Genomic DNA, 23,932 nt, shown 5'->3' with positions numbered 1-23,932 from the left:
TTTATGTTCTTTTAATGGTTTTTCGTTAACGGGGGGTAAATGTATAACATTTTTCAGTTCATCACCATTTCGCGGGCATTCTCCAATGCAGCTGCAGTGGGTTTTTCGCCGCTGAGCATCTGTGCGATGGCAGTGATCCGTTCTTCTTTCGAAAGCTCCCTGATATTTGTTTTGATCTGTTCGCCTCTGATCTCTTTATAAACAAAGTAATGTGCATCGGCTTTTCCGGCGATCTGCGGCTGGTGCGTGATGCTGATCACCTGGCGTTTTTTGGCAAGATCCTTCATGATGATGCCCACCTGTTTGGCAGCTTCGCCGGAGATGCCTGTATCTATTTCGTCGAAGATCAGCGTTGCCAGATCGAGGGATTGCGCTACCAGCGACTTGATGCAGAGCATCAGCCTGCTCAGCTCACCGCCGCTCGCCACTTTGCGGATGGGCTCAAAGCGATTGCTTTTATTGGCATCGAAGAGGAATTCGATATTGTCGGCGCCATGCTCCTGCAACTGTGCATATGGCTGAATATCCGCCTGCAGCCTGGCATTGGGCATACCCACCTGCCCCAGCAGTTTGTTCACGGTATCCTGCAATGGTTTCACCTGTTTCTGCCTTTGTGCAGACAATTTTGAAGCGAGTGCTGTGGCATCTTCCTGCAACTTCAGCGCGGCCCGCTCTTTTCCGGCGATAGCATCATCGATATTGAGAACGGCCTGTAATTTATTATCGAGGTTGTCTCTGATCTGAATCAGATCGGCAGTGGTTTTTACGCCGTGTTTCTTCAGCAGCTTGTACCCGATGGAGATGCGCTCGTTGAGCTGTTCCAGTTGCTGCGGATCGAAGTTCACACGATCGTTGAGGGTTTCGATCTCGTCGGCGATATCCTGCAATTCTATCTGCGCAGACTGAAGTCTTTGCAGTAAAGAAGGAATGTCTGCATGTATGTCGGCAAAGGCATTCAACTGATTGCAAAGCTGCTTCAGTTGCTGCACCATCGGCTGATCTCCTTCGCTGAGTTCGAAGCTCACTTTATTGAGCGTATTCTTGATGCCTTCCGAATTGCTGAGCAATTTCAGTGTGGCCTCAGATTCTTCGAGTTCATTTTCGCGGAAACCTGCTTCCTGCAATTCGTCGAAGAGAAATTTATTGTAGTCGAACTCTTTGGTGAACTGATCTTTCTGTTGCTGCAGCTCTGCCAGTTCGTGACGGGTATGCTGCCATTGCTGAAAGATAGCTCTGTATTGCTGCAGCAGCTCGGCATTGCCAGCCATTGCATCGAGCACATCGCGCTGGAACACAGATTCGCCGAGTTCGAGTGTATCGAACTGACGATGCAGATCTACCAGCACATTACTGAGCTGACGCAATTGTTCGAGGTTAACAGGAGTATCGTTTACAAATGCACGGCTTTTTCCGTTGGCTGCAATCTCGCGGCGGATCACCAGTTCATCTTCTGCATCGAGATCGTGCTCTTTGATGAATTGTTTGATCACTTTTCTTCCTTCGGTTGCAAACACGCCTTCGACCACGCATTTCTTTTCTTTATTGAGCAATACAGACGGGTCTGCACGATCGCCCAGTATGAGGCTCAGCGCACCCATGAGTATCGATTTACCAGCGCCGGTTTCACCTGTGATGATATTCAGTTTTGCATTGAATGCAATTTCCAGCTCGTCGATGATGGCGTAATTCTGGATATGAAGACGTTTAAGCATAGGTGGAGGCAAATTAATTTGAAATTATGACACTGAAAAATCGGGATCAGCTCCCCTTGCACCGGAGCACTCCTGCCTTGGCACGCTGATCGAGAGAATTCTTGTAATCGTGCTCAGGCATTTGCATGCAGCGTTCGTACCAATAGATGGCATTGGTTTTATCGCCACGCTTTTCCCAGAGCATTCCCAGCTGAAGGGCAGCCCTTGATGCGAAATATTCTTTTCGCGTTTCACCCAGTCTGATAGCGTCTTTATAGAAAACGATGGCTTCGTTATCAGCATTCAGATCATCATACAATCTTCCTACTCGATAGGCGAACTCAAGCTGATCGGCTATATCGGCAAAATCGTTCACGCTTTTTCCATGAAGCAAACGAAGCGCTTCTTTGAAGTAACCGCCATCGTTCAGCAATCTTGCCTGCAATAATATTTTGTTGGCCCACCGGCCTGATTTCGCTTCCTGATTGGCCTGCTTGTCTGCATCAGAATCGGCACTGCCGCGTTTCTGCACTTCATTGCGATACCAGTTTGCTTTATTCTGATCACCTGCCAGATAATAGTGCCAGCTGAGTTTCTGCAGGGCATCTTTCAGATAGAATTTTCCTTTGAAATTTTTCACAAAGCGTTCGAGATACTGCGCAGCGCCGGGTTCGAGCTTATGCAGTTTTGCATAGCCCATTTGAAGATCCCACACAGGCGTTGGCATATATCCGGGAGCCTTGCTTTTCGCTTCGAGAATTTGTTCTGCGCGCTCGGCCTGCTGATTGTTGAGACTGAGATTGGTGGCGAGATAAGCAAAGAGATGATTGTTCACCAGATCGAGTTTCTCGTTCTGAATGAACTTTGCAATACCATCTTTATTGTTGAGGATGTAGAATTGCAGGTAGCAGTAATAGAAAATAGATTCTTCGTAAAAGAGGCGCTCCCATTCATCATTCCCTTTCATGAATTGTTCAACGCGTTGCTGCCCTGTTTTCAGACTGCCTTTTACACCGAGCAGATTGCTTAGCCATTTGTATCCGTCCGGGATAGTGCTGATGGCCATTTGCATGGCTCCATTATAAAGGTAGTTGGGCGAGAAGCTGGGAAAGCTGTTCATATTCTCCTTGATCTGCAGAAAGGAGCGGCGGAACTCCCATCCTGCATCCCAGCGTGCACCGAACTTTACACGAATGGCAGCCCACTGAAAATGCAGCACCGATTTGGAGTAAAGAAGAAAGGGGGATGATTCGGGACCTTCATCAAAAAGCGCGAGCCGCACATCACGATTGGGAAATCTTTTGGTGTACTCTGCGGGATCTTCATTGAAGAAGAGAATAAAGAAATCGATGTAGTTCTCCAGCAGGTATGGAATGAGGTTATCGGGATGTTTCAGTTTTTCTTCATTGATCTTCTGCTGGCCGGCATCGAGTTTCAGTTGCATGATCTCTTTGTATGCTTCACGGCAACTACTGTTGAAGTCGAACACTTTTTGTGCGCTGGCAGAAAAAGAGAGGAGACAGGCAAGCAGACATACTGCAACAATGCAGATGCGATGGCGATGAGAGGCGAGGAGCAGCACATTCGTCATATCTATGCAATATAATACATAAAAAAACTCCCCCCATATGGGAGGAGTTTACTGCCAAAATATTACTAAGGTACAAAAACACGAAATTGGGCTGTTCGTCTTTTCCTTACTGCTCTTTTACTTTACTTCTACAGAATCGAACAGGTCTCTGTCAACCAGGATACGTCCGCAGTTCTCACACACGATAATCTTTTTGCGCTGACGGATCTCACTTTGACGCTGAGGCGGGATGGCGTTGAAGCAACCACCGCAGGCATCACGCTCTACGGGAACAACAGCCAGACCGTTACGGTAGTTCTTGCGGATGCGGTCGAAAGAAACGAGCAGACGCTCTTCTACTTTCTCACGTGCATCGGAAGCGAGCTTACCGAAATGTTTTTCTTCTTTCTCTGTTCCTGCGATGATCTTTTCGAGTTCACCTTTTTTGGTGCCCAGAACGCCATCTTTATTAGCGATGTTCTTCTTTGCTTTTTCGAGAATCACTACCTTATCTGCGATCTCTTCGTTTGCATCGCGGATATGCTTCTCAGCGAGTTTCATTTCCAGCTGCTGCATTTCGATCTCTTTATTGATCGCTTCGAACTCACGGCTGTTCTTAACGTTCTCGCTTTGTTTTTCGTATTTCTTAATCAAAGCTTCTGCGTCTTTGATCAGATTTTTCTTGGAATTGATGAACTCCTGAATTCCGTTGATCTCTTCCTCAATACGTGTCTGGCGGGCATTCAGTCCCTGGATCTCATCTTCCAGATCACTCACCTCCATCGGCAGTTCTCCTTTCAGGATCTGGATCTCGTCGATCTTAGATTCAACTTTTTGCAGAGAAACCAGTGAGGATAATTTTTCCTCAACAGAATATTCTTTTACGTTCGCCATATAGTTTGATAGTGATTATAGTTTTTTCGGGTTAGCCTGATCAAATATAATAATTGACCGGGTTCGTTGGAACGCCCGATTTAAGGACGGCAAAGGTAGTGAATTTTTCCCGCAAAACATCAACCAGCAAGTCTGTCGTATACTGCTCACTCTCAAAATGACCAATATCTGCGATGATCATCTCTCCGTTAGCGTCAAAGAACTCGTGGTATTTCATGTCTCCGGTAATGTAAATATCTGCTCCGGCCTGTAAAGCCTTGGAAACCAGAAAACTACCAGCACCTCCGCAAAGGGCTATCTTTTTTACAGGTCTGCCGTTCAGGGCGGTATGGCGGATCACTTTCAGGTCGAACTGCTCTTTCAGAAATCCTAAAAACTCCATTTCCCCCATTGGTTCGGGCAGTTCCCCGATCATTCCCGCCCCCTGCCCCGGATGGGCATTGGCCAGACTTACCACATCGTAGGCCACTTCTTCGTACGGGTGTGCGGTAACAAGTGCCTGTACTACGGCCGATTGTAACCAGGCCGGGAAAACTATTTCGAGTTTCAGCTCTTTTTCTTCGTGGCGGGTGCCGGGTTGCCCCACAAAGGGATTGGTTCCTGCTTCGCCTTTGAATGTTCCCGTGCCTTCAACGCCGAAACTGCATTCGCTGTACCGGCCTATTTGTCCGGCCCCGGCTTTGAAAATGGCATTGCGTACCTGCTCCGCCTGCGCTACGGGAACGAAAGTGAAGAGTTTTTTGAGTGTGCCTTCTTTGGGAGAAAGAATGCGGCGGCGTTCAAGTCCGAGCCTGTCGGACATCCGGCCGTTCACTCCATCTAACACATGATCGAGATTGGTATGTATGGCATAGATGGCGATATCATTTTTGATGGCAGTGATCACGGTCTTCTCCACATAATTCTTTCCATTGATCTTTTTGAGTCCGCCGAATACGATGGGATGATGTGCCACTACAAGATTACAACCGGTATTGATTGCTTCGAGAATTACTTCTTCGGTGGCATCGAGTGTGCAGAGTACACCGGTGCAGGTCCAGCCGGAATCACCTGTAATGAGGCCGGCATTGTCGTATCCTTCCTGTAAAGCAGGAGGTGCAATTGATTCGAGATGGCGTATAACATCATACATCTTCATAGAAGCGAAGGTAGACAATGAGCGGTCTTTTAATTAAATTATAATCTTTTTAAGGCTGTTTTAATCAGCTTTTTCTTTATTTCGCTCTCCATTCTCTGAAGAACCGCTTACCCGATCCCTTTATCTTCAATCCTAAGAAAAAAAATGCTTAACCTGAAACCCGGGATTATCGCGGTGTTACCAACCACCATGCTGCTGCTATTCATGCCGTTCCGGGATGTTTGTGCCCATACGGGTGATTCCCTTCTCAACAGGCTTATCGATACAAAGAAGCCAGATCAGCAGATCGCCTTACTTCATCAGTTATACAATAATAGTTGCTACGAAAATATTTCCGAGGCTGAACGATATGTGATGGCTGCCATCGATATAGGCATGCGATCCGGAGGAACGGCCAATCTGGTAGACAGTTACAGAAAGCTGGCTGCACTCTATGATATGCAGCGCAACTACATGCAGGCCCATCTGTTTTATCAGGAAGCACACAAAACTGCCATCGAGAACGACGTCAATGATATTCTGCCTCAGCTCAATTATGAGATCGGTGTTGTATTATGCCGGCTCGAAAGATTTCCCGAAGCACTCACCTATCTGCAGCACGCATCACTTTCCACTTCAAAGCAAAACCAGCTGGTACCGAAAGCTGCCATGTTTCAGGCAATCTGTTATTACAAATCCGGGCAGCAGGAGAAAGGATTGGCGATGATCGACTCGCTGACCGGTTCTGCCAGAAAAACAAACAATGAGCCGCTGACAGCATTTTACCTGTTCGAGCTGCAAGGTTTCTATCATCATCTGGGTGAGAACCAGAAAGCACTCGAACTGAACGAAACAGCAAGAGAAATATTCAGCCACCATAACGATCATCACTATTCGATACTGAGTTACCGCGACCGGGCCGAGATCTATCTTGGAATGGACAGCACCGTTCGGGCCGTAGAGTATCTCCGTCGTGCGCTCAATGGCATCAACAATGCCGGGGCTTATCACTATCTCAAACCCGGTATTCTCGATGGATTGGCTGCTTGCTACCGCCAGCTGAACGATCCGGTTCTAAGCCAATCTTACGAACGACAGTCGAAAATGCTGAAAGACAGTGTAGTGGCGAGAGCAAAAGCGGCCATGGCCGGTTTCAAAGACGTAAGTTATCCGGCGGTGCTTCCATTTAGAAAGAGCAGTGTGAGCAATACCGCCAGCTGGTCGAACCGGCTGATACCTTTGCTGCTGGCGGCTTTCGCAGGCATCAGTGCTGTGATCTGGCTGAGGTACAGAAAAATGAAACTTACAATCAGCAAGGAAAAAGAATCGGCGCGCGAAGAAGCAAGGCAGGTTGCCGAGCAGGAGAAAGCAATCGCCATCCGCGAAGCCTATGCGCTGCTCGAAAAAGAAAAGCACGATGCTGTGGATGAAGCCCGCGGACTTGTAGAGAAGGTAAGAGAAGAAGCAAGATCGTTGCAGGCGCAGATCGCCACCACCTCCGTGCTGCTCGCCAATAAAACCGAGTACCTGCAACAGTTGCAGGAGAAACTGCATACGAGCAATAATGAAGATTGCCGCCGCTTTGCCAAGGAAATCAGAAGCAATATAGGCGAGAACGATTATTGGGGGGAGTTCATCCGCAACTTCAATTTGCTGCACCAGGGCACCATCGATAAGATCACGAAGAAACATCCGGATCTAACTCCCAACGAATTGAAGCTAACCTGCTTCATTCTGTCTGGCATGAACAATAAAGAGATCGCCGGGATATTTTCGGTTGAGCCTGAGAGTGTGAAGAAGGCCAGATATCGATTAAAGAAGAAACTGAGATTGACGGAGGAAGAAAGCCTGAGGGTTTATCTGGAGCAGTTGCAGGATTCCTGAAAGAAGGTTTGTGTATCAACTACCGCGTAGCCTGCTGAAGGCTATTGCGTATAGCCGGCATAGTTACTGTACTACCAACTGCCCGACCTATCCGGATAAACAGGCAAGGTGCTTTTCAGACACCCTTCTAAAAGACATGACCGCTTACCCACAAACCTGGGGCCAGATGGTGGACGATCTCCATCTTCCTTCAATGTAGCACTTACACATTCACGTTAATTCACATTCATTTTCACTTCTATTTCAGGGCTGTCCCCGTCCGTTGTCCACGTTTTGACCACCTTAACCCCTTTTTTTTACACTGATCTACTTTTTGTCCTCCCTGTTTTCTTTGAAAGAATTTGATTTTAAGCAAGATTTGTAATTCATCAGAACACAGATAGCAACATCCACCCAATACGGGCAGTAACCGTCCCCTCCCGGCAACTGAACCCGAACAAGAAACAAATCCATTATCCTGGTATAAAACCGAGCTGTTCCGAGCCTGCTATAAATAATTATAGCGTAGGTCAGGCAGGGCAACAAGGGCAAGTTTTCCATTATTCTATTGAACAAGTCCAGTCTGATTATCCTTGAAGACTTGTATTCAATACCTATCAAGACCATCTGATCGTTGTCCTTGATCCTGTTTTAGGGGACAGGGTTATTTAAAGGGTTTAAAGAATGGCGGTTTTTACCGCCATTTTTCATTTCCGGAACATCCATACCCGTATACATTCAGAATTACACCCTCATCCGGTCATATTATCCATTCCGTGTATAAATTAAATCTGAACCGGTAATTTGTGCGTATAAGATTATTCTACCCTTTCGAAAACGCACTCTCCTCTCCCCTGAATTCCCCGTTCGGAATAATTTTTTGCCTGGCGGTTAGTAAACCATGCCCAGTTTATTGTTTGTATAATAAATACCAATTCCCATGTCCAGGATCCTACCGGCCGAGGTAATGGAGCAATCCGCTTATACCTGGCTGCCCCGTATCAGAGTGAAAAGCCAGATCATCTACACCGCGGTGCTTGCCGCCATTGTAGTAGCTATCATTGCTTCCATATTCATTAAAGTAGACGTCAGCGTAAATGTGCCCGGCATCATCCGCCCGGTTACAGAAAAAACTGAATTGCGCAGCCTTACCACCGGCTCCATTGCCAAAGTACTGGTGAAAGACGGCGCTTCTGTTCAGCAGGGACAAACTCTATTGCTGATGCAACAGGATATCACCAACAGCAAACTCAACCAGGCCAGTTACGAACTGAACAAGCGGCAATCTTACATCCACGATCTGCAACTGCTGGCAAGCGGAGCAGGCGGCCGCGTAAAATCAGGACAATACCGTCAGCAGTACCTCAGCCATCAGGCATCCCTGGCCGAACAGAAGAGTCTGGTAGACAAACTCAAATCGGACCTCGCCATGTACACCAAACTGTACGACGATAAGGTAATTGCGAAGAAAGAATACATCGAAAAGAAATACGCCTTCGAACAGGCGCGCGCCAACTATCAGGCAAGAGCAGCCGAGCAGAATGCCCGCTGGCAGCAGGAGCTGGAGCAGGCCCGTGTAGAAGCGCAGCAATATCATTCAGGAAAAGATCAGTTGCAACGCGAAAAGGATCTTCTTGAAATAAAAGCTCCTGTCGGCGGAACCCTCCAGCAGTTCACAGGCCGTTATGAGGGCGGCAATCTGCAACCTGGAGAATTGCTCGGATACATCTCTCCCGATTCCGGACTGATCGCCGAAACATATGTCTCCCCCGCCGACATCGGTTATATCCACGAAGGCATGCCGGTGAAGTTTCAGGTGGATGCCTTCAATTACAATTCATGGGGGATACTGGAAGGATCGGTTATCAGTGTAGACAACGATTTCAGCATGGTGAACGATCAGCCATTCTTCAAAGTGAAATGCAAACTCAACAGCAACAGCCTCACCCTTCCAAATGGCGTACAGGGAAATCTGAAAAAGGGTATGACGCTTCAGTGCAGATTCATACTTGCCAGAAGAGGATTGCTGCAACTGCTGTACGAAAGAAGCGATAGCTGGATCAATCCGAACGCCAAAGCAAAAGAAACGCCCACCCCTGTGAAGAAATAACACCATTGAATCAATTCCTATGCACCTGAAAAAAAACACCAAGGTAAAACAGCACGACATTACAGACTGCGGCGCAGCATGTCTGCAATCTATCGCTGCTCACTATAATCTTCAATTGCCTATTGCCCAGATCAGGCAGATGGCAGGCACCGATACAAAAGGAACCAATATCCTCGGCCTCGTGGAAGCTGCACAGAAACTGGGTTTCGAAGCCAAGGGTGTGAAGGGAACTTACGAAGCCATGCTCAACATGCCTGTCCCCGCCATTGCACACGTAATTGTTCAGCAGCGCATTGTTCACTATGTGGTGATCTACAAAGTAACTGCCGAAGAAGTTACAGTAATGGATCCTATCGACGGACAGGCACATACCTACAAAGCCGAAGACTTCAAAAAAATGTGGACGGGCGTACTGGTTCTGTTACTGCCTGCAGAAACATTTAAGGAAGGCAATGAGAAAATCTCCCATCTTCAAAGGTTCTGGCATTTGCTTCGACCACATAAAGCTGTTAGCCTGCAGGTACTCTTTGGTGCAGCGGTATATACGATTCTCGGCCTTGCCACTTCTCTGTACGTACAGAATATCGTAGACCATGTATTGATCGGCGGGAACACGCGCCTGCTCAATCTCATGGGTGTTACTATGATTGTGATACTGCTGCTGCAGTTCTTCATCGGCAGCCTTAAAAATATTTTCGCACTCAAAACCAGTCAGCACCTCGACGCCAGCCTGATACTCGGTTATTACAAACACCTGCTGAAACTGCCGCAGACATTTTTCGATACCATGCGCGTGGGTGAGATCACCTCCCGCATTACCGATGCCGTGAAGATCCGACTCTTCATCAACGATACAGCCATGGGACTGCTGGTGAATGCATTCATTGTGATATTCTCTTTTGTGGTGATGTTCATCTACCAATGGAAGCTGGCTTTTCTGGTAATGGCTGTGATACCCATCTACCTGCTGATGTACTACGTCAGCAATAAATTCAATAAGAAATGGCAAAGGAAAATGATGGAAGACAGTGCGGAGCTTGGCAGCCAGCTGGTAGAATCGCTCAACACCATCACCACCATTAAAAGATTCGGACTGGAAGAACATGCGAACCTGAAAACAGAATCACGATTCATCAAACTGCTGAAAAGCATTTTTTATACAGGCACATTCAATGTGCATCTCGGCAATGCAGCATCATTTGTAAATGGCGTACTCGTTGTAGCACTTTTATGGACTGGCGCCTATATGGTTGTTGGCCGCAATCTCAGCGCAGGTGAGCTGTTGAGTTTCTATGCACTGGTGGGATATTTTACAGGTCCTGCAATGAGCATCATCGGCGCCAACAAAAGTATGCAGGATGCGCTGATCGCAGCCGATCGCTTATTCGAGATCATGGATCTGGAACAGGAAGATACCGGCAACAAAATCAAACTCGAAGCAGGCAAAACAGGCGATATCAATTTCCATCAGGTGAGTTTTCGATACGGAACACGTGTAGATGTTTTTAAGAGTCTCGATCTCGAAATACCACAGCAGAGCATCACTGCGATAGTGGGTGAGAGCGGCAGCGGCAAATCAACCATGATTGCCTTGCTGCAAAATCTCTATCCATTAAAGAGCGGGCATATCACCATTGGCGATACAGACATCCGGTACTTCGATAATGAAAGTCTTCGTCAACGTGTGAGTGTGGTGCCCCAGCAGATCGATCTCTTTGCAGGATCGGTGCTTGAAAATATTGCAGTGGGGGAGTTCGAGCCCGATATGCAACGCGTGATAGACATCAGCCGGCAGCTGGGCATACTTGAATTTGTGGAGCAGCTTCCCGGCGGGTTCAATACCTGGCTGGGAGAGCATGGCGTGAATCTTTCGGGAGGACAAAGGCAAAGACTGGCCATTGCGCGTGCGCTTTATCGTGATCCGGACATTCTGATCATGGACGAAGCGACTTCCTCTCTCGATCCAATTGCAGACCAGATGGTGCAGCTGGTAATGCAACGATTGAGAAGAAACGGAAAAACGATCATTGTGATAGCACACCGGCTCAGCACGGTAATGAATGCAGATAAGATCGTAGTACTGAAGAATGGACAATTGCAGGGACAGGGCTCTCATGCGCAGTTGCTGAAGAACAACAGCACGTATGCAGAATTATGGTCGCACCACCAGGGTACGATGCTGCATCAGGATTAATATTCTATACATCCCGATCCGAACCCGATAAAAACAAAATTCTATGTACGAAACCCTCTGAATATGTTACAGAAAACCATATCCCATACCGCCCGTGTGGCAGGAAAGATCAGGACGTTACGCAGGAACCGGGAGTACTCTCAGGAGTATATGGCATTGCTGCTGAACATTTCGCAGAATGCCTACAGCAGGCTGGAGAATGGTAAAACGCCTATTACAATCGACCGGCTGTATCAGATCAGTTCGATACTGCAGACGAGCCCGGCCTTATTGCTGGAGCATGAAGAACCAGCTGCGCAGGCCGAGTGGCAGCGAAGCAGATATTGATCAATACCCATAACAACATACTTTTTTCGGGGGAGCAGCATGGAGGCATCAGATCAAACTGATTACCTATGTAAACAAACAAGAAAAGGGCCGGGACAAATCCCAGCCCTTTTTTACACGTATGCCTGACAGTTATAGTGTTCCCACTACAACCCCATCCAATGTCCGGGATGGTCTTTTAAGGCCGTGCATGCGATACATACACGGCCGGTTAGTTGAATCTCTTACACAGTTGGTAAAGTGACTCTTGAGAGGAAAGCAGCTAAACCAACTGCAACGGTGTTAACGGCAGTAGAAGCTCCTGTAGACAGAATGAGCAGGCTTGCACTTGCAGAAGCAGCAATTGGGCTGAGGATGATCAGACCAGCAGCGATCAGGCTGTCGAGGCCGGCACCGCCATTGATGTCCATTGCTTCCTGAGTAGAAAGCGCGCTGAATTGTTCTAAGCTTTTCATGATTACTTTTTTAATGGTGAAGGAAGATTTAGCTGATTAAAGTTGACTGTAATTGGCTGATTTACCTAACCATCAATAGTTTAAATTATAGCTGATTGTTGTAGTAAAAAGAAAAAGGCTCCATCAATGCTGGAGCCCTTTTTACAGTATCTGAAAACCATGGCCAGACACTGTATTCCCCGTCCAAAATCTTTCAGAGGTAAGCACAACCGCATGCGGGGACATTGCGGTTATTTATTGCAGTTAGTGCTATTCCGGAAGCAGGATTTCGGCCTTTCCTCAGCCCCGGACCGGCCATAGCACCGGATCAGTTTAATAGAGCCTGATATTACCAAGCAGACTGCCTACAGAACGGGCAACGCCTACGGCCAGTGCCGCTACTGTAGTGGAAGTTGCTACAAGTGTATTACCAACAAATACACCGAGATTGGTGAGGCCGGTGATTACAACTATACCGCCGAGGCCGATAGTTCCACCGCCATTGATTTCCTTGCATTGTTGCTCGGAAAGTGGTTGAAAGTTATTGTTCATGGTAAAAAATTTACGGAGTAGATGGGTGGCAATAAGACCCGTAGATGGTACGGGTCCTCTGCCTGTACGTTCGATGGCTATACTTTCCAGGTAACATACAAAACCCGTGACTTGCTGGTCAGTTGCAGAAACAGGCGTTTGCCCGTTTCTGCAGTTGACCTACCCGGTTAAATAGGGAGAGGAAGGTTACCCAACAGCCCTTTCACCAGATTAATTACAGTGCCCAGGATTGGCCCTACGATTGGCAAACCGCTAACGATTGCTGTGATTGTACCGAGGATGCCGTCCAGAGGACCGCCACCATTAATTTCCAGAGCTTCTTTCTCTGTCAATGGAGTGAATTGATTCATGTTTTTCATAACATTCTTTTTAAGAAATGAAATAGGATTTCCGCATAAAGTTGACGCATTGGGAGAGTAAATCCTAACCATGAAAAAGCTAAATTATAGCTGTCGGTTGTAACCATTCTTTGTATTGCAGCCTCGCGTTCACAGTGTTACGCTTGCATTATTTCTTGCCTCTACCCCGTTTGCTTTCCCATCCCGGTAAAGATGGATCGCTACCTGAACCTGTAGTTATATGCAGGGCACGTTAATTGCAATAAATGTGGTAAATTCTTCACATCAATCAGCTCCCACATGCGTACAACCTGGATCATTATCATATCGATGCTGCTGGTTGGCGGCATCATGTACTTTATCGCTCAAAAAAACGATCACCCCGTGATCGATAACATCATCTCATTCGGCGATACCCCAGACTCGGTTAAGAAGAAAACACAGCTCTATGCAGCTTACGACCCGGCTCAGCTGTATTATCGCGACAGCGCCTGGTTTACGCAGGACTCTCTGCCGCTTAAATCCATCAATCCCGATTCTGCACTCAATGCTTTCGATCAGCAACATAGCTCAGCAACCTTTCTGATTGATTACGACCATCAGTATTTTTATGATATAGAGATCAGCAAACCAGCAACAGGGCAGCCATTCGGCATGCACCTGCAACTGAAACCAGCAGATGATGGCATTATGATTAATGGAGCCATTAATAGTCAGAATGGCAAATTCGATTTCAGCGGCCCGATGATGCAGATGTACAGGAAGTTTTCAATTGCCTATAATGCAAAACTGCCGGATTCGTTGAAGAGTGCAGACAGCACATTGATGAAAGCTGAGAAAGTGATAACGATTATTGAGAAGTGAAAGCTCTCAAACACTGATCTGGCAAGCGTTTGACGAAAAATAAATTTGGAATTAGAAAAGATTTATTATTTACTTTGTAGTCTTCCGGGCTCATGAGGCAGTAGTGCCTCGGATGGTTCGGACCAAATCCTCGGTTTGTAACCGGGGTTTTTTATTTCCTACAGACGTATGATGTTATCTGCTCCTGATCTGCAGGAGTTGAAACAACTCTCCAATAACATATTTCTGAATATTCTATCAGCATTATGCTTCTTTCTCGCTGCAATGGGGAATTCCTGTTCCTTTAATGTATAGGCAATCATATCTGCTGCCTGAATAAACAATAACTCTGAAGAATTCTTATTGATCCTTCGTTACACTCCCGATTCAAATAACGCCAATAAAAAATCCCGGTTCGCATTGAACCGGGATCACCAATATTTATTCTAAGAACTACTCCAGCACTTTCTCCACTCTCGTCATCATGCCCGCTTCATTCATGCCTTCCACTATCACTTTCAGCTTTTTGGAGATATCATTATTGTAGAATGTTATCGTTGCTTTGCGGCTATTCTTGTCTGTTAAGAGATAAGGAGCCCAGTATAAAGTTGTACGAACATCCAGCACATCATACAACGCATTCTCTTTCGAGTAATCTGGTGAATAGAACTCCTTTGCAGCAGAATAGCCTACCATTCTGTTCTTTTCCATGCCACCAGGCACATTGGAGGTATTTCTCATATCTCCTCCCTTCTTCGTATACACTGCGATTGCCCCGCCTGCGCCGCCTCCGAATGCGCCGAAGAATGGCGGACGAAACACTTTCACGTATGCTACATCTGCCACCGGCGTATTGGCGATTGCACTCGCATCTATCTGCATCTCGTTCAGAAACAAGGTTGGCTTCTGACCTCTCCACTGCAATGTTGGTCCGTCTGGACCGCCGGCACCGTTGATCATCAGACCAGGTACACGCCCCTGCAGGAAGGTGAAGATATCTCTTGCACCCATCGCAAAAGGATCGTCCATCATATCGAACGAATAAGCATCACCTCCGGAGAATAATCCACTCGCATACTTCTGATCGAGCAACTGCGTTTTGGATTTCTGTTTGGCAGTTACTGTTACTGTTTCAAGTGTTCTTACACGTTTTGCAATTTCGGGTCTCAGACGATCTGCTTCCGCAGCTATGAACTGACTGCGTCTGATCGCATTCGAATCGATCGGATTGTAAATTCTCCATCCCGGATTGAATGTTACCAGTGAAGGAGATCTCAGCGATCCGTTATTGAAATTCACCACTGCCGATGTAGTGAGCTTTTCGTTTTTATTGAAAGAGTAATAGAGTTTTACGGTGTCGAAGAATACGAGTCCTTCTTCTTTGAATTTTCCTTTATTATCAACCGGCAGCAAAAATAGCTGTCTGGAGGAATCTTTTGTTTCCATGAACACATTCAGCAATGTGCCCTGTGGAATCTGGCTGGGTTGCAGGCCTGTCAATTCTCCCTTGAGCGCCAGATAATTTTCGAGTGGATATTTGATCTGCGGCAGTTTTCCCTGCGCAAGATCTTCCCATTTGAATCTGCGCCATCCGTTGGTAAGCATCACCAGATCGAGGTGCTGCTGCACCGAATCGGCAGTGGAAGAAAAATAGTATGCAGGTTGATAGACAAATCCTTTCAGTTCGTCCGACAACAAAAAGCGGCTGAAGATATCTTCTTTACCATCGTCGCTTACTGCAAGATCCGTTACAGAAATGGAGAGATTGGAACGAAGCGTATCGGGCACTTCAATGCTGATAATATTTTTTCCGCGCTTGCTGAGGTTCTTGCCTAAATCGACGATATCGGGAAGGAAGAGATAATCGTTGTTATTTACAAAGGTGATACGTTCTGCCAGAGCTTTCCAGTTTGCGTCGAAGAGGGTAACCTGAAGTATGCCGCTGGGAAGATTATCGGTAGGTATCAATCCGCTGGTCATGAAATTGCCGCTGAGATCGATGGTTGCCTTGTACACTACCTGCTGATAGATATGACCAACAATGTATACTTTTTTCATTTCTGGTCCGGCATCCATAGAGCGCTTTACGATGAAGCTGCGGCGAGGGCCCGTACCTGCAATCTGCAGCACGGCTCCCGAAGATTTCACTGCAGGAAACTCTGCTTTGTAAGCGGTTCCTTTTTCATCTTTCCATTCTGCATTGTAAGTGGCGCCTGCGGCGGGCTCAAATTCAAACTTGCCCATACCATCATGTGCGCTGCTGAAACTGGCTACGGTAGCGCCTTTCGCGTCGCGCACAATACCTTTTGCTTTCACAGGGAAACCGCGGCTGTCGGTGGCTTTGAATGCAACACTGGTTGCCAGGCCTGCAATGAGATCGCCTCCTTCAGGGAAGAACTTCAGTGTGGGAGGCGCTGCCTGCACTGCTGCACCTGCATCGTTTTTGGTAACGATGCGAAGCGTTTTCGTATACAGCATGGTGGTATCGAAGTTCATCATCCAGTTGGTGTACGCACGGAACACCACTTCAGGAATATTGAGGTTCACGGGCAGATCAAAATGACCGGCTGTTGACGACTCAAATACCGGCATCACTTTTCTCTGCAGCATTCTGCCGGTAGAAGGATCGATCAGTTCTGCATAAAAGTTCTTGCTGATCTGCGAAGGCATAAAGCCCGCCTGGATATAAGCTTTGAACCAGATGGTTTCACCCGGATTATACACGGCTTTGTCAAAATGCACATGCACTTTTTCCTGGGGGAACTGTTCGCCATAAACATTGATCATGGAATCGACCTTCTGGGCATGGGCAGAAATGGATGCCGCCATCAGAAAAACAATCGAAAGGAAAGGGAGCGTAAATCGTTTCATGAGTATCACTTCTGGTTGACAAATTACTGCGTTTATCACGTAAACCGATGATTTTTTTTGCATCCCAACTGTTAACGTTCACCCAATGACGAATAATTTGGATATTTGATGCCTATGAGCACATCTACATCCGCCGGGCTGTACAGCCAATATGAGAGCACCATGCGCCGCATTGCCGATATCCGTTATGCTGCAGCTGTATTGCAGTGGGATCAGGAAACCTATCTACCTGCGAAAGGTGCCGGCTTCCGCGGCCAGCAACTGGCCACCCTCTCTGAGCTCGCCCATAATGAATTCACCAGTGATAGACTCGGCGTGTTGTTGAATGATCTCTCTTACAGCAACAATCTCACCGACCAACAGGTGCGGAATATAGCACTCACCACCGAAGACTATCAGCGCAACAAAAAATTCAGTGCTGCATTCGTGCGAAAGCTCACTGAAGTGATCAACAAAAGTTACCATAGCTGGATCGAGGCCCGCAAAGCCAATGACTTCAGCCTCTTTGCCGGCGATCTTGCCGAACTGGTGAAAATGAAAAAAGAAGAAGCACAGATACTCGGCTACCGGCATCATCCCTACGATGCATTGCTGAACGATCACGATAAAGGCGCCAGCGTTCAACTGCTCGATAAAGTCTTCGACACCATCCGCGAGCCACTTCGTGCACTGCTCACAGAAATACAATCGATGCCGCAGGTGAACAACAGCTTTCTGCAACAGCATTTCCCCAAAGGCAAACAATGGGATCTCGGCATGCAGCTGATCCGCGATATGGGCTACGACCTCGAAGCAGGAAGACAGGATATTTCAGAACATCCTTTCACCACCAATTTCAACTGCAAGGATGTGCGCGTTACCACCCGCATCGACGAGAACGATCTCGGCAATATGGTATGGAGCTGCATTCACGAAGCAGGACATGCGCTCTACGAACAGGGACTTCCCGAAACGCAATACGGATTGCCATTGGGAGAGCCCGCTTCTTACACCATTCACGAATCGCAATCGAGACTTTGGGAAAACCATGTGGGAAGAAGTCTGGCCTGGTGCCAGCATTACCTGCCCGTGTTTCAGCAGTATTTTCCTGAGCAGCTGGGGCATCTGACTTCGATGGATTTTTATCGCGGCATCAATCAGGTGAATCCATCGCTCATCCGCACCGAAGCAGATGAGCTGACCTATCATTTTCATGTGATGATCCGCTACGAACTGGAGAAAGCGCTGATGGAAGACAAGATCACCACCGCCGACATTCCTGACTTCTGGAATGAAAGCTACCTCAGATACATGAACGTAAAAGTGCCCGATCATCGCCAGGGTTGCCTGCAGGATGTTCACTGGAGCCATGGCAGTTTCGGATACTTCCCTACGTACAGCCTCGGCAGCTTCTATGCCGCACAGATATTTGCCACAGCAGAGAAAAATATCCCCGGTTTGGATCAGCAGATACAAAAAGGTACGCCGGATTCGTTATTGCAATGGCTGCGCAATCAGGTTCACCGTTATGGCAGGATGTACACCAGTGAAGAGTTATGCAAAAAGGTAACGGGAGAAACGCTGAATATCAGCTACTTTCTGCAATACCTGCAACGTAAGTACCGTGGTATTTACGAATAACCAATACCCTTCATCTGCATGAAACCACTATTATCCCTTATCCTTTTAACCTTCATTTTTACCTCCGGCTGCAAAAAAGCCATTGAAAAAGAAAAAGAAAGACAACTCATGGCTGCCATCACCGATGGTGTATGGTTCATAGAGCAGTTCAAAGAGAAAAACACAGACATTACTGCCTCCTTCAGTGACTACAGTTTCCGTTTTTATGAAGATGGAAAGGTGGAAGGCATTCGCACGGGTCAGCCCACCGAAACAGGAACCTGGAAGGGCGATTTGCTGAGCAAAACCATCGATGCTCAGTTTGCCCAAGCTGGTGATCCCCTCAACAAGGTAAACGGTATCTGGAAGATCACCGACAGCTATTCCAACTATGTAGAAGCCAATATGCCGGTAACCGGCGGGAAGAACATCCTTCACCTACGTAAAAGAGAGTAATTTAACCATTTGACATATATCAAACACTCCGGTAAAATTCAACCGTTCTTCTACTCAATCCCGCACTGGCATTGGGTCTTGCGAGACATTAATTTTATTTAATACTTGTCCACATTTACGTGTATACCCTTAGAAAGGCCTACCTTTCTGTCTCGGATCATCCAACTATCTTATAAGGGAACACCACATGACACGTACCGCCTGGCTAAACCTATGCCTGCTTGTTATATTATGTAACAGCGGGGCCTACGCGCAATTAACTGCTGCCTTTACGGCCAATACTCAACAGGGTTGCGCGCCTGTTATTGTGCAATTCAATGATGCCTCCAAAGGCAATCCCACCTGGTGGCGATGGGATCTCGGTAACGGAACCATTTCATTTCTTCAGCATCCTGCAACAACATATTTCAACCCCGGCACTTATACGGTGAAACTCGTAGCAGGTAACGATCTGTTCAAAGACTCGGTTACACTCAATGCATTCATTACCGTGCAGGCCTTGCCCACAGTGAATTTCAGCACATCGGCAAATACAGGTTGTTATCCGCTGCCCGTTCAGCTGACAGACGACAGCGATCCCGGTAGCGGTACTATCAGCAACTGGCTTTGGGATTTTGGAGACGGAACAATATCCACAGAACAAAACCCGCAACACATTTATGCATCTGCCGGTTCTTTCAATATTTCGCTCCGTGTAACCAACACCAACGGTTGCGATCAAACGCTTACCAGAAGCAATTACGTAAACATATCCACCGGTGTAAAAGCTGGTTTCAGATTCTCCTCTCCCAACAGTTGCAAGGCGCCGGCAGCGGTGAAATTCACCAATACCAGTACCGGAACAGGCGCACTCAGTTATGTGTGGGATTTCGGGGATGGACAAACATCCACCGACAAAGACCCTGTTCATACCTATAATGCTAATGGCAGTTACACTGTAAAACTGGTTACCAGAAACAGTACCGACTGTAAAGATTCTGTGATCAAAACCCGCATCATTAATATCGGAACCACCAAAGCCGATTTCAATACACCAGCCTCTATTTGTGCAGGCATGCCGGTAAATATCAGCAACGCATCGGTGCCCATTCCTACGGGTTCTGTCTGGAATTTTGGTGATGGTACAAGTTCAACAGAAATGCATCCTATAAAAACCTATGCAGCACCTGGCCGGTACACTATCCAACTCATCGCAGACTTCGGCACCTGCAAATCGGAAGTAAGCAAAACGGTTGAGGTGCTGGCCAAACCCACGGCCGGTTTCAACAGTACCAATCCTGCCGGCTGCAAGGCGCCGCATACAGTGGACTTCACAGCTTCCAATACCGGAATTGTAGGCTGGGAGTGGTTCTTCGGAGACGGCGCTAAGGGCAATGGCAGCACTATCAGCCATACCTACACTAAAGCCGGTACTTACCATGTTAAGCTTGTTGTAACCAATGCCGCAGGATGTACCGATACACTGGAGAAAAAACAATTCGTACAGATAGCAGCACCCGAAGTAAAGATCACCAATCTTCCCATTGAGGGTTGTGTTCCCTTAAAATATGAACCGATTGTAACAGTACGCAGTGCAGACCCTATCGTTAGCTGGATGTGGGACTTTGGCGATGGCACCACCGTGAACCAACTGAACGCACAGCACACCTATACCAGCGCAGGCACTTACACAGTAAGTCTCACCTATACAACTGCAGGCGGATGCAGCAACACCATTATTGTGAAAGATGCAGTTCGCGCGGGTAATAAACCTGTTCCCGCCTTCACCGGATCGCCACTGGATGTGTGCGCCGCAATGCCAGTGAACTTTCAGGATAAAAGCACAGGAGCCGCCATCGACAAATGGAGCTGGTACTTCAGTGATGGTGGCTATTCGGATAAACAACACCCTACTCATTATTTCACCGATACAGGATACTTCAATGTAAAGCTGGTGGTTACCAGCAATGGCTGCCGCGATTCTCTTTCGATATTGAATATGATTCACGTAAAACCTCCTATCGCAGATTTCGTGAGCAGTTTCGATTGCAATAACAGACTGAGCCGTAATTTCAAAGACCGGTCAAGAGGCGCAACATCCTGGTTCTGGCAGTTTGGAGACGGACAAACATCGGCTGACCCAAACCCTTCCCATACCTATGGCGGTTCCGGAAATTATACCGTGAGGCTTACCGTTTCCAACGGAGAATGTTCACACTTTACAGAGCGTCTGGTAACCGTGATCGATGAGAAAGCCAGTTTCACTGTAAGCGGCAATGAAATCTGCAAAGGCGCTGCGCTTACGTTGAAAGCTGCAGCTGCAAACGCTCAACAGATAAGCGCTTACAACTGGATCATCTTCCGTGGCACCACAGTCTACGGCCGTCCTGCCGGACAACAACTCAACTTCACTTTCAACGATGCGGGCAGTTACACTATCCGTCTGATCATTACAGACAGAAATGGTTGTAAAGATTCCATCACGCAGAACAATATCGTTCTTGTTAATGGCCCTACAGCGGCATTTGCGCCAGTGAATCCTTCTGTTTGTCCGGGTTCAATCATCACCTTTACCGACAAATCTGTTTCCGATGGAACCAACCCCATCACAGAGTGGAAATGGAACTACGGAGACGGATATACCGAAGTACGCAATACCGCTCCCTTCGAGCACAAATTTGAAACTCCCGGTGAGTACAATATCACTCTTACAGTTACCGACAGCAAGGGTTGTAAGAACGCACGCACTATAACAAAAGCAGTGAATATTTCAAGGCCACTGGTGAAGTTCTATGCACCTGATACTTTATCCTGCACTGGCAAGTCCGTGCGTTTTATAGATCAGACGGTATCGAATGCAGGCCAGTACAGCTGGGACTTTGGAGATGGCAACAATTCAGCAGCCACAGCACCTTCGCATGCGTACAAAGACGAAGGGATTTACACCATCAAACTGGTAGTAAAAGACAGAGTGGGTTGTGCCGATTCGATGATCAGAACAGCGTACATCGCCATCCGAAATCCTAAGGCAGCATTCGACGTGGATAAAGCCACTACTAATTGTCCGCCGCTGGTATCGGCATTCACCAATCAAAGCCAGCATTACAAAAAAGCAGTATGGGATTTTGGGGACGGAACCGGTTCCAATATTGCGGCGCCTTCGCATTTCTACACCTATCCCGGCACCTATCGCGCAAAGCTGCTCATCACCAGTGTAGGGGGATGTGAGGATTCTGCTTTTGCCACCATGGTAATAAAAGGCCCCACCGGCAGTTTCAGCTACGATAAAGTAAACGGATGCGTGCCCACCAATATCAAATTCACCGGCGTTAGCACCAATGCTGCAAAATTCATCTGGGATTTCAATGATGGCGTCACCAATGCCAATGCAGGCGCCAATGCTGTACATGCGTTTGACCGGATGGGAGTTTATCTCCCCAAAATGATACTCGAAGATCCACAAGGTTGCCGCGTACCCATCCCCGGTAAAGACACTATTCATATCTTTGATGTGGAAGCTGCTTTGAACAACAATATCCAGCAGCTATGTGATTCCGGAAAAGTGATTTTCAATGACCTTTCCACCTCCAATGACCTCATCACAAAATATGAATGGACATTTGGCGATGGAAATGCAATCACCGGACAACGGAATCCCGTACATTATTATAAAACCACTGGTCTCCACCCTGTTTCTCTGAAAGTAACTACGCGGATGGGATGTACAGACGAAGCTCAGCTGCCGCTTCCCATCAGAATAGTAGCTGCTCCTGTGGCTGAGATAAACAGTGCTGATGGAGCCTGCACACCTGCCGAACTGAGCTTCCAGGGCAAAATTCTGAAACCAGATACGTCTCCCCTTCAATGGAAATGGGATTTCCGGAATGGAAGTACCGCCATTGGCCAGGAACCTTCGCCTGTGAAATTTCAGAGCGCCGGAAAGTATTCGGTTCAACTTATTGTTACCAATTCTGCGGGCTGCGCAGATACGGTAGTAAAAAGTATTCAGGCATATCCGGTTCCTGTGCTGGATGCCGGCCCCGATGCCATCATCTGCCGCGGGAAAAACATCACGCTGCATGCCAGTGGTGCAGACAAATACCAATGGGCAACAGACAATAGTTTGGGTTGCACCAATTGTGCAACGCCTTTGGCATCACCTTTGGAGAGCAGGATGTACAAATTAAAAGGCAGCAATAATTTTGGATGTGAAGCCATCGATTCGGTGAAGATCTCTGTGAAGCAGCCATTCACCATTCAGGCGCATCTGGGAGGAACCATTTGTAAAGGAGAATCCTTGCAGCTCTTTGCCAATGGTGCAGAACAATATGAGTGGACACCTTCGGCGGGATTGAACAAAACAAATGCAGACAATCCCAATGCACGACCCGATGCCACCACCACCTACCGGGTAGTAGGCAAAGACGATTACCAATGCTTCACCGATACCGCATACGTACCTATCACAGTGTATCCCTGGCCGGTGGTAAATGCGGGAGAAGATAAGAAGCTCGGACTGGGATCGTCCGTTCAACTGAATGGGTCAGTATCGGATGATGCCACCAATATCAAATGGACGCCGTCAAACGGACTTAGCTGTGCAACCTGTATCGATCCGATAGCTACGCCGGGGCAGACTATCATCTACACCCTGGAAGCTACCAATAAAGGAGGATGTATCAGCAGAGATATGGTTACTGTTCACGTGTTCTGCGACAACAGCAATCTGTTTTTGCCCAATACATTCTCACCCAACTCGGATGGTCATAACGACGTATTCTATCCTAGAGGCAAGGGGCCTTTCGTTATCCGTGCCTTCAGGATTTTTAACCGTTGGGGTGATCTTGTGTACGAGAGAAGCAATTTTTCGCCCAATGATGCAAACAACGGATGGAATGGCATGCACAAAGGAAAACCCGCGCCGTCCGATGTATACATCTATACGCTGGATATTATTTGTAACAATAGCACCACATTCATAGAAAAAGGCAATGTAACCCTTATCCGGTAGTTGCCCTGTGATCCGTACCCTGGTAAATGCGATATAACTGTTTTATGGGTTATCATTATTCATTACTGATGAAGAGAGCAGGA

The 23,932-nt window shown here is 47.3% G+C and carries 16 protein-coding genes; 8 read left to right on the top strand and 8 right to left on the bottom strand.

Going from position 1 to position 23,932, the window contains the following annotated elements:
- Window positions 1–53 precede the first annotated feature (53 nt).
- The 4 genes from recN to HHL16_RS07235 all read right to left on the bottom strand — a co-directional run bounded on the left by recN (window position 54) and on the right by HHL16_RS07235 (window position 5,311).
- Window positions 54–1,712, bottom strand: coding sequence for a DNA repair protein RecN (recN, locus tag HHL16_RS07250; protein ID WP_169424461.1), 1,659 nt, complete (start codon window positions 1,710–1,712; stop codon window positions 54–56).
- A 46-nt stretch (window positions 1,713–1,758) separates the two neighbouring features.
- The gene (locus tag HHL16_RS07245; RefSeq protein WP_240965910.1) at window positions 1,759–3,282 is read right to left on the bottom strand and encodes a hypothetical protein; all 1,524 of its coding nucleotides are present in this window, start codon (window positions 3,280–3,282) and stop codon (window positions 1,759–1,761) included.
- A gap of 117 nt (window positions 3,283–3,399) precedes the next feature.
- On the bottom strand, window positions 3,400–4,155 hold the full coding sequence (locus HHL16_RS07240) for a C4-type zinc ribbon domain-containing protein (protein ID WP_169424460.1): 756 nt from the start codon (window positions 4,153–4,155) through the stop codon (window positions 3,400–3,402).
- Window positions 4,156–4,195: 40 nt separating this feature from the next.
- On the bottom strand, window positions 4,196–5,311 hold the full coding sequence (locus tag HHL16_RS07235) for a Nif3-like dinuclear metal center hexameric protein (RefSeq protein ID WP_240965890.1): 1,116 nt from the start codon (window positions 5,309–5,311) through the stop codon (window positions 4,196–4,198).
- Between the two features lie 171 nt (window positions 5,312–5,482).
- Here HHL16_RS07235 and HHL16_RS07230 point away from each other — a divergent pair, with 171 nt between their 5' ends.
- From HHL16_RS07230 to HHL16_RS07215, 4 genes are all read left to right on the top strand, one after another.
- Window positions 5,483–7,156 carry a hypothetical protein gene (locus HHL16_RS07230; RefSeq protein ID WP_169424459.1) on the top strand — a complete coding sequence of 558 codons (1,674 nt, stop codon included), beginning with the start codon at window positions 5,483–5,485 and terminating at the stop codon, window positions 7,154–7,156.
- 919 nt (window positions 7,157–8,075) lie between these two features.
- The gene (locus HHL16_RS07225) at window positions 8,076–9,245 is read left to right on the top strand and encodes an HlyD family efflux transporter periplasmic adaptor subunit (RefSeq protein ID WP_169424458.1); all 1,170 of its coding nucleotides are present in this window, start codon (window positions 8,076–8,078) and stop codon (window positions 9,243–9,245) included.
- A 19-nt stretch (window positions 9,246–9,264) separates the two neighbouring features.
- The gene (locus HHL16_RS07220) at window positions 9,265–11,439 is read left to right on the top strand and encodes a peptidase domain-containing ABC transporter (RefSeq protein WP_169424457.1); all 2,175 of its coding nucleotides are present in this window, start codon (window positions 9,265–9,267) and stop codon (window positions 11,437–11,439) included.
- A 63-nt stretch (window positions 11,440–11,502) separates the two neighbouring features.
- Window positions 11,503–11,766, top strand: a complete 264-nt coding sequence (locus HHL16_RS07215; RefSeq protein ID WP_169424456.1) for a helix-turn-helix transcriptional regulator — start codon at window positions 11,503–11,505, stop codon at window positions 11,764–11,766.
- Window positions 11,767–11,990: 224 nt separating this feature from the next.
- Here the strand turns inward: HHL16_RS07215 and HHL16_RS07210 are convergent, their stop codons facing one another.
- The 3 genes from HHL16_RS07210 to HHL16_RS07200 form a co-directional block, all read right to left on the bottom strand.
- Window positions 11,991–12,221, bottom strand: a complete 231-nt coding sequence (locus tag HHL16_RS07210; RefSeq protein WP_169424455.1) for a hypothetical protein — start codon at window positions 12,219–12,221, stop codon at window positions 11,991–11,993.
- Between the two features lie 312 nt (window positions 12,222–12,533).
- Entirely contained in the window at window positions 12,534–12,752 is a 219-nt protein-coding gene (locus HHL16_RS07205; protein WP_169424454.1) for a hypothetical protein, read from the bottom strand.
- A gap of 167 nt (window positions 12,753–12,919) precedes the next feature.
- A complete protein-coding gene (locus HHL16_RS07200) occupies window positions 12,920–13,111 on the bottom strand; it encodes a hypothetical protein (protein WP_169424453.1) in 192 nt (63 codons plus the stop codon).
- A 279-nt stretch (window positions 13,112–13,390) separates the two neighbouring features.
- Here HHL16_RS07200 and HHL16_RS07195 point away from each other — a divergent pair, with 279 nt between their 5' ends.
- Entirely contained in the window at window positions 13,391–13,954 is a 564-nt protein-coding gene (locus HHL16_RS07195) for a hypothetical protein (RefSeq protein WP_169424452.1), read from the top strand.
- A gap of 432 nt (window positions 13,955–14,386) precedes the next feature.
- Here HHL16_RS07195 and HHL16_RS07190 read toward each other — a convergent pair whose 3' ends face one another.
- Window positions 14,387–16,804 carry a hypothetical protein gene (locus tag HHL16_RS07190; RefSeq protein ID WP_169424451.1) on the bottom strand — a complete coding sequence of 806 codons (2,418 nt, stop codon included), beginning with the start codon at window positions 16,802–16,804 and terminating at the stop codon, window positions 14,387–14,389.
- A gap of 114 nt (window positions 16,805–16,918) precedes the next feature.
- On the opposite strand from HHL16_RS07190, the gene HHL16_RS07185 reads away from it, so the two are divergent.
- The 3 genes from HHL16_RS07185 (at window position 16,919) to HHL16_RS07175 (ending at window position 23,849) form a co-directional block, all read left to right on the top strand.
- A complete protein-coding gene (locus HHL16_RS07185; protein ID WP_169424450.1) occupies window positions 16,919–18,424 on the top strand; it encodes a carboxypeptidase M32 in 1,506 nt (501 codons plus the stop codon).
- An 18-nt stretch (window positions 18,425–18,442) separates the two neighbouring features.
- A complete protein-coding gene (locus HHL16_RS07180) occupies window positions 18,443–18,859 on the top strand; it encodes a hypothetical protein (RefSeq protein WP_169424449.1) in 417 nt (138 codons plus the stop codon).
- A 187-nt stretch (window positions 18,860–19,046) separates the two neighbouring features.
- Window positions 19,047–23,849 carry a PKD domain-containing protein gene (locus HHL16_RS07175; RefSeq protein ID WP_169424448.1) on the top strand — a complete coding sequence of 1,601 codons (4,803 nt, stop codon included), beginning with the start codon at window positions 19,047–19,049 and terminating at the stop codon, window positions 23,847–23,849.
- Window positions 23,850–23,932 lie beyond the last annotated feature (83 nt).

The organism is Pseudoflavitalea sp. G-6-1-2 (assembly GCF_012927185.1).
In the GTDB taxonomy this organism is placed as follows: Bacteria; Bacteroidota; Bacteroidia; order Chitinophagales; family Chitinophagaceae; genus Pseudobacter.
The sequence above is the reverse complement of the archived record's forward strand: the minus strand, read 5'-3'. Positions and strand labels throughout refer to the sequence as shown.

What these genes read in the sequence shown, in the direction of transcription:
- recN (WP_169424461.1), bottom strand. Translation starts at nt 1,712, where the DNA reads ATGCTTAAACGTCTTCATATCCAGAATTACGCCATCATCGACGAGCTG.
- HHL16_RS07245 (WP_240965910.1), bottom strand. Translation starts at nt 3,282, where the DNA reads ATGACGAATGTGCTGCTCCTCGCCTCTCATCGCCATCGCATCTGCATT.
- HHL16_RS07240 (WP_169424460.1), bottom strand. Translation starts at nt 4,155, where the DNA reads ATGGCGAACGTAAAAGAATATTCTGTTGAGGAAAAATTATCCTCACTG.
- HHL16_RS07230 (WP_169424459.1), top strand. Translation starts at nt 5,483, where the DNA reads ATGCTGCTGCTATTCATGCCGTTCCGGGATGTTTGTGCCCATACGGGT.
- HHL16_RS07225 (WP_169424458.1), top strand. Translation starts at nt 8,076, where the DNA reads ATGTCCAGGATCCTACCGGCCGAGGTAATGGAGCAATCCGCTTATACC.
- HHL16_RS07220 (WP_169424457.1), top strand. Translation starts at nt 9,265, where the DNA reads ATGCACCTGAAAAAAAACACCAAGGTAAAACAGCACGACATTACAGAC.
- HHL16_RS07215 (WP_169424456.1), top strand. Translation starts at nt 11,503, where the DNA reads ATGTTACAGAAAACCATATCCCATACCGCCCGTGTGGCAGGAAAGATC.
- HHL16_RS07210 (WP_169424455.1), bottom strand. Translation starts at nt 12,221, where the DNA reads ATGAAAAGCTTAGAACAATTCAGCGCGCTTTCTACTCAGGAAGCAATG.
- HHL16_RS07205 (WP_169424454.1), bottom strand. Translation starts at nt 12,752, where the DNA reads ATGAACAATAACTTTCAACCACTTTCCGAGCAACAATGCAAGGAAATC.
- HHL16_RS07200 (WP_169424453.1), bottom strand. Translation starts at nt 13,111, where the DNA reads ATGAAAAACATGAATCAATTCACTCCATTGACAGAGAAAGAAGCTCTG.
- HHL16_RS07195 (WP_169424452.1), top strand. Translation starts at nt 13,391, where the DNA reads ATGCGTACAACCTGGATCATTATCATATCGATGCTGCTGGTTGGCGGC.
- HHL16_RS07190 (WP_169424451.1), bottom strand. Translation starts at nt 16,804, where the DNA reads ATGAAACGATTTACGCTCCCTTTCCTTTCGATTGTTTTTCTGATGGCG.
- HHL16_RS07185 (WP_169424450.1), top strand. Translation starts at nt 16,919, where the DNA reads ATGAGCACATCTACATCCGCCGGGCTGTACAGCCAATATGAGAGCACC.
- HHL16_RS07180 (WP_169424449.1), top strand. Translation starts at nt 18,443, where the DNA reads ATGAAACCACTATTATCCCTTATCCTTTTAACCTTCATTTTTACCTCC.
- HHL16_RS07175 (WP_169424448.1), top strand. Translation starts at nt 19,047, where the DNA reads ATGACACGTACCGCCTGGCTAAACCTATGCCTGCTTGTTATATTATGT.